Source organism: Candidatus Wallbacteria bacterium (genome assembly GCA_028687545.1).
Taxonomy (GTDB): domain Bacteria; phylum Muiribacteriota; class JAQTZZ01; order JAQTZZ01; family JAQTZZ01; genus JAQTZZ01.
Genome location: JAQTZZ010000055.1, coordinates 19,996 through 27,416 on the forward strand (window position 1 = coordinate 19,996; position 7,421 = coordinate 27,416).

The 7,421-nt window shown below is 48.0% G+C and carries 7 protein-coding genes; all 7 read left to right on the forward strand.

The features are described 5' to 3' along the window. The first annotated feature begins 41 nt into the window (after positions 1–41). Positions 42–815, forward strand: a complete 774-nt coding sequence (locus PHW04_16215; GenBank protein MDD2717436.1) for a 50S ribosome-binding GTPase — start codon at positions 42–44, stop codon at positions 813–815. Then, a complete protein-coding gene (locus tag PHW04_16220) occupies positions 805–2,913 on the forward strand; it encodes an HDIG domain-containing protein (protein MDD2717437.1) in 2,109 nt (702 codons plus the stop codon). The genes PHW04_16215 and PHW04_16220 overlap by 11 nt, the downstream gene beginning before the upstream one ends. After that, positions 2,903–3,322 (forward strand): rRNA maturation RNase YbeY, encoded by a 420-nt coding sequence (ybeY, locus tag PHW04_16225; GenBank protein ID MDD2717438.1) that lies wholly within the window; start codon positions 2,903–2,905, stop codon positions 3,320–3,322. The genes PHW04_16220 and ybeY overlap by 11 nt, the downstream gene beginning before the upstream one ends. Continuing rightward, complete coding sequence (locus PHW04_16230; GenBank protein ID MDD2717439.1) at positions 3,312–4,610, forward strand: hemolysin family protein; 1,299 nt, start codon at positions 3,312–3,314, stop codon at positions 4,608–4,610. Before ybeY ends, PHW04_16230 begins: the two co-directional genes overlap by 11 nt. A 23-nt stretch (positions 4,611–4,633) precedes the next feature. Continuing rightward, positions 4,634–5,875, forward strand: coding sequence for a hemolysin family protein (locus tag PHW04_16235; GenBank protein MDD2717440.1), 1,242 nt, complete (start codon positions 4,634–4,636; stop codon positions 5,873–5,875). 29 nt (positions 5,876–5,904) lie between these two features. Then, positions 5,905–6,543 carry a DUF502 domain-containing protein gene (locus PHW04_16240; GenBank protein ID MDD2717441.1) on the forward strand — a complete coding sequence of 213 codons (639 nt, stop codon included), beginning with the start codon at positions 5,905–5,907 and terminating at the stop codon, positions 6,541–6,543. 57 nt (positions 6,544–6,600) lie between these two features. Beyond that, the coding region (locus PHW04_16245) for a hypothetical protein (protein ID MDD2717442.1) at positions 6,601–7,421 on the forward strand (821 nt) is incomplete at its 3' end.

Sequence of the window (7,421 nt, forward strand, 5' to 3'; positions counted from 1 at the left end):
AGGCGGGGATACTGTAGAATACCTCGACTGGAGAGAATGCAATGGCCACAAGCTGGTATCCGCATCACATGAAACGCACCTGTGAGGAGATCAAAAAATACTCGCAGATTGTAGACGTGTTCCTTTTTCTGATGGATGCCAGGGCTCCACAGACGTCTCTTTATCCTGAATTCATCCCTGACAAGGAAAAGATAGTGCTGGGCCTTAACAAATCCGACCTGGTCGATCCGGAAGCGATCGATAAAATCATCAAAAGATACAAGCGAGAATACAGGATTTTTCCGCTTAACTCCATGCGGCGTGATTCATGCCGCAGGCTCATTTCAGGAGTCAGGGTCGATTTCAGGAAGAAAATCCTATATATTATGGTAGTGGGACTTCCGAATGTGGGAAAATCCATGTTTATCCGCAACCTGTCCGGAAAGAAGGTCAAAGTCGGGGCTGAGGCAGGAGTTACGACACAGGTCTCCTGGCTCTCATGCATAGAGGGCGTGAGACTTGCGGACACTCCTGGAGTTCTCTTCCCCAGGATCGAATCCGACGAAGTTTACGCCAGACTCTGTCTGATTAATGCGGTGGGCGAGCGGATGATGGACTATGAGAAAGCCGGCCGCTGGCTGCTGTCTTTCCTTACTTCGCATCCGGAAAGATTCCATCAGAGATACGGGTTTGAGCCTGGAACCGCTGCCGAAGAAAACATACCTGGAATCTGCGACAGGATGGGATTGAAACCGGGAGACGAGAAAATGTTCAAGTTAATGGTCAGGGATTTCCAGCAGGGAAGGTTCGGGAAATTGGTGCTGGATGCTGAATAAACTGAGGATCAACTGGCGGGCTTTGAAGACGGTCAGACTCATGAGCGGATTGTTCTGCTTCATGATCGTCTATTCTCTGCTGCTGATTGACTTCAAACCTACCAAACGCACTCCCACCAAAGGGGAAACTTCTCCTTTTGATATTGTAGCCCCAACAGATTTTTCTTTTGAAGATAAAAAGGAAACCGAAAGATTCCTCCAGGATGAAGAGTCCAGGATCGAATCACAGTTCAAGAAGGATCCTACTGTGGAACTGAAGGTCGAGCATAACCTTACGACGATTTTTAAATATATTTACGAAAAGGAAGGGCAGGTCCTCTGGAATGAATATCAGCTCAAACTTGACGGTTTCAAATCTCTGCAGACCCTGGGACACAAAGAACTGCTTCTGTTCAGGAACGAGATCTGGGAATTTCTTCAGAAATGCCTGAATCAGGGCATCAAGGAAGGGGGTAAGTTCTCGGACTGGGAAACCGAACTTCCCGCTGATGTGTCTGCTCTGCCGGAACTGCGCTCGATCACTGAACGTGTTTTTGAACCGAACCTGCTTTATGACCGGGAGAAAACCGAACAATTAAGGCATGATGCCCTTTCCAAGGTGATGCCTGTATTCATTCAGATCCGCAAGGGAGAAACTCTTGTCCGGAAGGGAGAAGTGGTTACTCCCCAGAGTTTCAAGATTATGAAGGCGATCGGACTGTATGAAAATGAGAAAGGAACCTTTTACCAGAAAGTGGGAACCCTGCTGTTCGTAATGATACTCGCCTTTATCGGCTACCTGTATCTCAGCAAGTTTGAACATGGAATTCTTAATAGCGGACAGACGGTCTGGATGATCGTGACCCTGATAATTCTCAATATGCTGTTTCTGAAACTTTTCAAACTGCTGCTCGGTTACAACATCAGCATGGAGAATCTGATGGGCGACGTCAACATCTTGTCCCCGGCTGCTTTCCCGCTTTCCATCTCCGCGATCATCCTGACAGTGCTGGTTGATGGGAGACTGGCGATCCTGGTAAGCGTGATGCTGTCCACAATAGCCATTTACCAGCTTGGAGCCAGCTATTACTACGTTTATTATTTTCTACTCGGCTCGTTCTTTTCAGTCTTCATGTGCATGAATGTGAACAAGACTACGGAGTTGAGCAAGAACGGCCTTTTTATCGGTTTTTTCAACGTTCTCCTTGTGATCACTCTTTATCTGATCTTTGAAAACCCGATCTATTTCGAGGACAAGTACTGGATCTATTTGGGGCGAGACGTTTTCTGGGGATTCATGAACGGGATTCTTTCCGTGGCATTTGCCATCGGCTTCCTGCCTAATTTTGAGTCAGTGTTCAAGCTGTCTTCTGCGATCAGGCTGCTGGAATTCGCCGACCTCAATCAGCCGCTTCTGAAAACCCTGATGCTCGATGCTCCCGGTACTTACCAGCACAGCGTGCTGGTCGGGAATCTGGCCCAGGCTGCAGCCCAGGTTGTCGGCGCAGACCCGCTGCTTTCAAAGCTTGGAGGATACTATCACGACATCGGCAAGCTCAAGCGGCCCCAGCTTTTCATGGAAAACCAGATCGGCAGCGACAATCAACATGACGAGCTTTCTCCGAACCTTTCAGCCCTGATCATAGCGGCTCATGTCAAGGACGGAGTGGAAGTCGGCAAGGCGCATCGCCTGCCCCATGAAATTATCGACATCATCGCCCAGCACCACGGGACGACACTGCTCCAGTATTTTTATGAAGTGGCTAAGATCGAACATAAGGACCGCACCCAGGAAGTTCCGATCGAGCAGTTCCGCTATCCCGGACCGCTGCCTCAGACCAAGGAATCCGCGCTGGTCATGCTGTCTGACTCTGTGGAATCAGCCACCCGTTCGCTTGATAATCCCAATGCCTCCAACATCGAAGCCCTGGTGAAGAAAGTCATCAACGATAAATTTGTGGAAGGTCAGTTCAACGAATGCGACCTGACTCTCAAAGACATAGAATCCATTGCCAAGATTTTCATCAAGATGATCATTTCGCTTCATCATTCCAGAATCAAGTATCCTGAGCAGGACAAGGAAGTGAAGAAGATCATGGAGCAGAACGGTGAAGTGTGAAATCAGGAATGAACAAAAACTGAAGCTTGACCGGAAAAAGATCTGGCGGTTGTGTGATTTTCTAGGGAGGCGCTTTGATCGGCCGGCCGATGAGCTGGTGAGTCTGTATTTTGTAGACAACCTGCGGATTACTGAATTGAACCGGCAGTATTTTTCCAGGGACAGGCAGACTGATGTGATGGCTTTTCCCATGGGCAAATCCGGCATTCTTGGCGACATTGTGGTTTCAGTTGAACAGGCCGGCCTGCAATCCGAACCAGGCGGGCTGGAAGCTGAAATTCTATTCCTTCTGGCCCACGGTTTTTTGCATCTTTTAGGCTGGAAGGATTATAATAAGAAAGACAGAGAAAAAATGCTCTCAGAAGGGACCAGGGCTTTGGAAGATTTTTTTGCCCATTATGGACAGTAACGATCCTGTTTTTATATATTCAGCCTGTTTCCTGATCCTGCTGTTTCTTTCCGCCTGTTTTTCAGCCAGTGAAACCGCTCTTTTTTCGCTGTCCAAGTTCAAGCTCAAACTGTTGGAAGACCAGAAAAACCTGGGCAGCCGTCTGATACTCAAGTTGCTCTCCAGACCCAAGCATCTGCTGATCACGATTCTGACGGCCAATACGATTGTCAACATTGGAATGGCCACCATGGCTTCAAATTTTTTCATCGGACTGAGCCACGAATACAAGCTGTCCGAATCACTGATCCTCGCGATCGGCACGATCTGCTTAACCCTGGTGGTAGTGTTGATAGGAGAGGTCACACCCAAAAATTTCGCCTATTCCTATAATGAGCGGATGGGAAAGATACTGGTGGTTCCCACCTATGCCCTGCACATTTTTCTGGCACCTCTCCGCTTTCTGATAACCGTTCTCGTGAACCTGGTGCTGAAAGTTTTCGGTGTTAAAAGCGACAAGCTCGACGAACCATTCATCACCCACGAGGAAATCGAATGCATCGTCACAGGTAACGACAAGACAGTCGCCCTGCACCTGGATGAGCAGGACATGATCGAAGAGGTATTTGAATTCGAGGAGCGGTCGGTCAGAGAAATCATGACTCCCCGCCACGAAATGATCTGCATCAGGAGCGACGGAAGCTTCGACGAGGTGATGAAGATTTTCCGCGAACACGGATATTCCCGTCTTCCTGTTTACAAGGACCAGGTGGACAACATCCATGGCGTCCTCTACATCAAGGACTTTCTTAGTTTTATCCTCAAAAACAATCCCAATCTGAATTTCAACCTTGAAAATTACATCCGCAAGGCATATTTCGTTCCGGAAACAAAGAAGGTCTCCGAACTGTTCCGCGATCTCAAGCAGAAAAAGCTGCACCTTGCGATTGTCGTAGATGAGTATGGCGGTACTGAAGGCCTGGTTACAATGGAAAACATTCTGGAAGAGGTAGTAGGCGATATTTTTGACGAATACGATGTGGAAGCAGAAGAGATCGATATAGTCAACCAGGGCGAGAAGGTCTGGTATGTGAGCGGCAGCACGAATCTCTCAGACCTGGAGGATGTGATCGGAATGGACGACTATTTCAGCGATGAAGGTGAAATAGTTTCGGTGGGAGGTCTGATTTACAGCCGGCTCGGTCGTATCCCTGAAAAGAGCGACAAACTCCGCTACAAGAATCTCGAGTTCATTATTGAGGAAATGTCGGGCAACCGGATTTCCAAGGTAAAAGTATGTTTATCCTGACACTATACATTATTCTTCTTTTTATGCTGATGCTGCTGACCGGCCTGTTCTCCGGGCTGGAGACTGCGGTGATTTCAGTCAACAGACTCAGGCTGAAAAACATGGAGGAAGCAGGTCTGTCCAAAGCCAAAGTGCTGAATTCCCTGCTTTCCAATCCACACAAACTGATCGATGCCATGCTGATGGGCACAAATCTCTGCATGCTGGGTGCTGCTGCTGTTTCCACTTCACTGATGAACCATGTGTTCAACTTCTCAGGTACTGAACTGGAATTTTACAATACTGTGATTCTGACACCTGTGATCCTGGTCTTCTCGGAAGTCATTCCCAAGACTATATTCAGAATCAATGCTAACAAGTTGAGCCTTAAGTTCAGTGCCTACCTCGATTTTTTCTACAATTTCTTCTACCCGCTTACTGTGTTCATCGAAGGGTTTTCCTCGCTTTTCTTCAAATCGCTCAAGGAAATTGAATTTTCCGCCCAGCGGCATGTTGTCACAAAGGAAGAGCTGCAGATGCTCCTGAAGATGGGCGTGAAAGACGGAGCACTGGACAAGGTGGAACACCGGATCCTTTTCGGGATCATGGGATTCAGCAAGAAGGAAGCCCGGGAGATCATGACTCCGAGGGTGGACGTCAAGGGCATAGAGATCAATTCCCCGCTGGCCCGCATCGCCAAGACCTCGCTTGATACCGGATTCTCGCGATTCCCGGTTTATGAAGGGGAACTGGATCAGATCAAGGGAATAGTCTATGTGATGGACCTGATTCACCAGTCCGGGAAAAACCCTGAACTCAAGGTGAGTGAAATACTGAGGGAGACCCTGCTGGTTCCTGAAAACAAGAAAATCACAGAGATCATGACAGAAATGAAAAAACGCAAGCTCCATCTGGTGGTCGTGATCGACGAATACGGCGGCATGGCCGGCATCATCACCATGGACGACATCCTGGAAGAGATTTTCGGGGAACTGATGGATGAATTCGACCGGGAAGAGCCGGATTTCCTGCCCCTGGACCACGACAAGATCCTGGTAAATGCCAGGGTCTCGATAGAAGAGATCAACAACAATCTGGACTTTGCGATTCCAGACAGCGACGAATACGAAACCCTGGCCGGCTACCTTTTCATGAAATTCGGCTATGTCCCGAAAAAGGGTGAGCAGATCGTGATCGGAGGAGTGGGCAGGATCGAAATTTTTGATGCCAACACCAGTTCCATCAGAAAGGTGATCCTGGAGAAATTCAAGGATCTTCAACAGTGAATCGGAAAAAGAATAAAACTTTCAGCAGGATGAAAAGTTATTTTCTGGCAGGGGAAACTCTGTCAGAAGCCGCGGGAAAAAAACTGCTTCTCAAGCTCCGGGGCTATTTCATTTCCGGACTTGTCTTTCTGCTGCCGTTCGTGGTGACGATTTTTGTACTTTTCCAGATTCTGCAGGTGGCTGACAACATTATGGGACCGGCCATCAAGCACCTGATCGGCAGGAGGATTCCAGGACTCGGCATTATTACAACTGTGGCTTTCATCATTTTAACCGGCCTGGTAGCAAAGAAAGCCGGGGAAGGTTTTTATAATTACCTGGCCTCTTTTTTCATGAAGATACCCCTGGCCCGCTGGCTGATCACCATCACCAAAGAACTCAGCGATTTTCTGATGACAAAGCGGCAGATGCTCTTTCGCTGTGTTTTAATGGTCGAATATCCCAGAAAGGGTGTTTTTTCAATCGGATTTGAAGTCGCCGATGCTCCGCTTGAGCTGAACGAGTGCACTGGACAGGATCTGGTGAGTGTCTTTATTCCCACAACCCCCAACCCCACCTCAGGACTTCTGGTCTTTTTTCCGAAAAAAGAAGTAAGGAAGCTTGAGATGGGCGTGGATATTGCCATGAAACTGGTGATATCCGGCGGAATCGTAACCAACGAGGTCTGACCTGACCAGCGGCTGCCATTAGCCCCTTAAAGCTTCAACATTTTTCAGGGGAGTGGCATGAAAAAATCTTTGCTTTTTCTGGCTTTCATTTTTTCCATACTCAGCGGCTTCACATATTATCAGAGAAACGGTCTGGTGACTGAAGTCGATCAGGCCTGCGAGAATTTTCTGGCAGGTTACGCCAATCTTTCCGGCCTTGAGGAACGCCTGATCGCTTTGAAGCAGTCAGACAAGCCCTCTAGCGGAAATTCCCAGGAAATTACCGAAGCCGAGTATCACTTGCGGATGATCAAGATGGAAGCGGACACGCTGTATAAGAAAATTTCCAGGCGGATCGAGGAAAAAAGCAAGGAAGGATATAATCTTCTTTATTGGATGAAAGGCAAAGAACTGGAAGAAAATTACCAGGATCTATGCGGCCTGAATCAGCGGATTGGACAGCTGATTCACAATGACGGGCAGCCGATCCCAGACTACAGCGAAAGCAGAAATGTGCTGGTGGGAAAGCTTATCAAGTACTTCAGGAATCAGTCCAATCAGGAAATCCGCATTGTTTACAATGCGGATTTGCATAGCGCCCTGCCCACTGTGAAGCAGGAGGCTGCACAGCAGGAAAAGCCGGTGGCCATAGTTCCAAAAATCTGCGACGAACCGACTGCTGAAACAGGGAAAGAAGATAATGAGCTTCTGGCCAGGCTGGAAACCCATGAAAATGAGGATGCCAAAGATCAGATCCTGTATCTCCAGGCGCCTGACTATGAAAAATTGAAGGGTGGTAACTTTATTTATGAAGTCGCCACTGAAAAAGGCGAGTTTGTCTACCTGATAATCAACGGGAAAGGTATGATTCCAGAGGAGATTACCGGTAAGGAGTATCT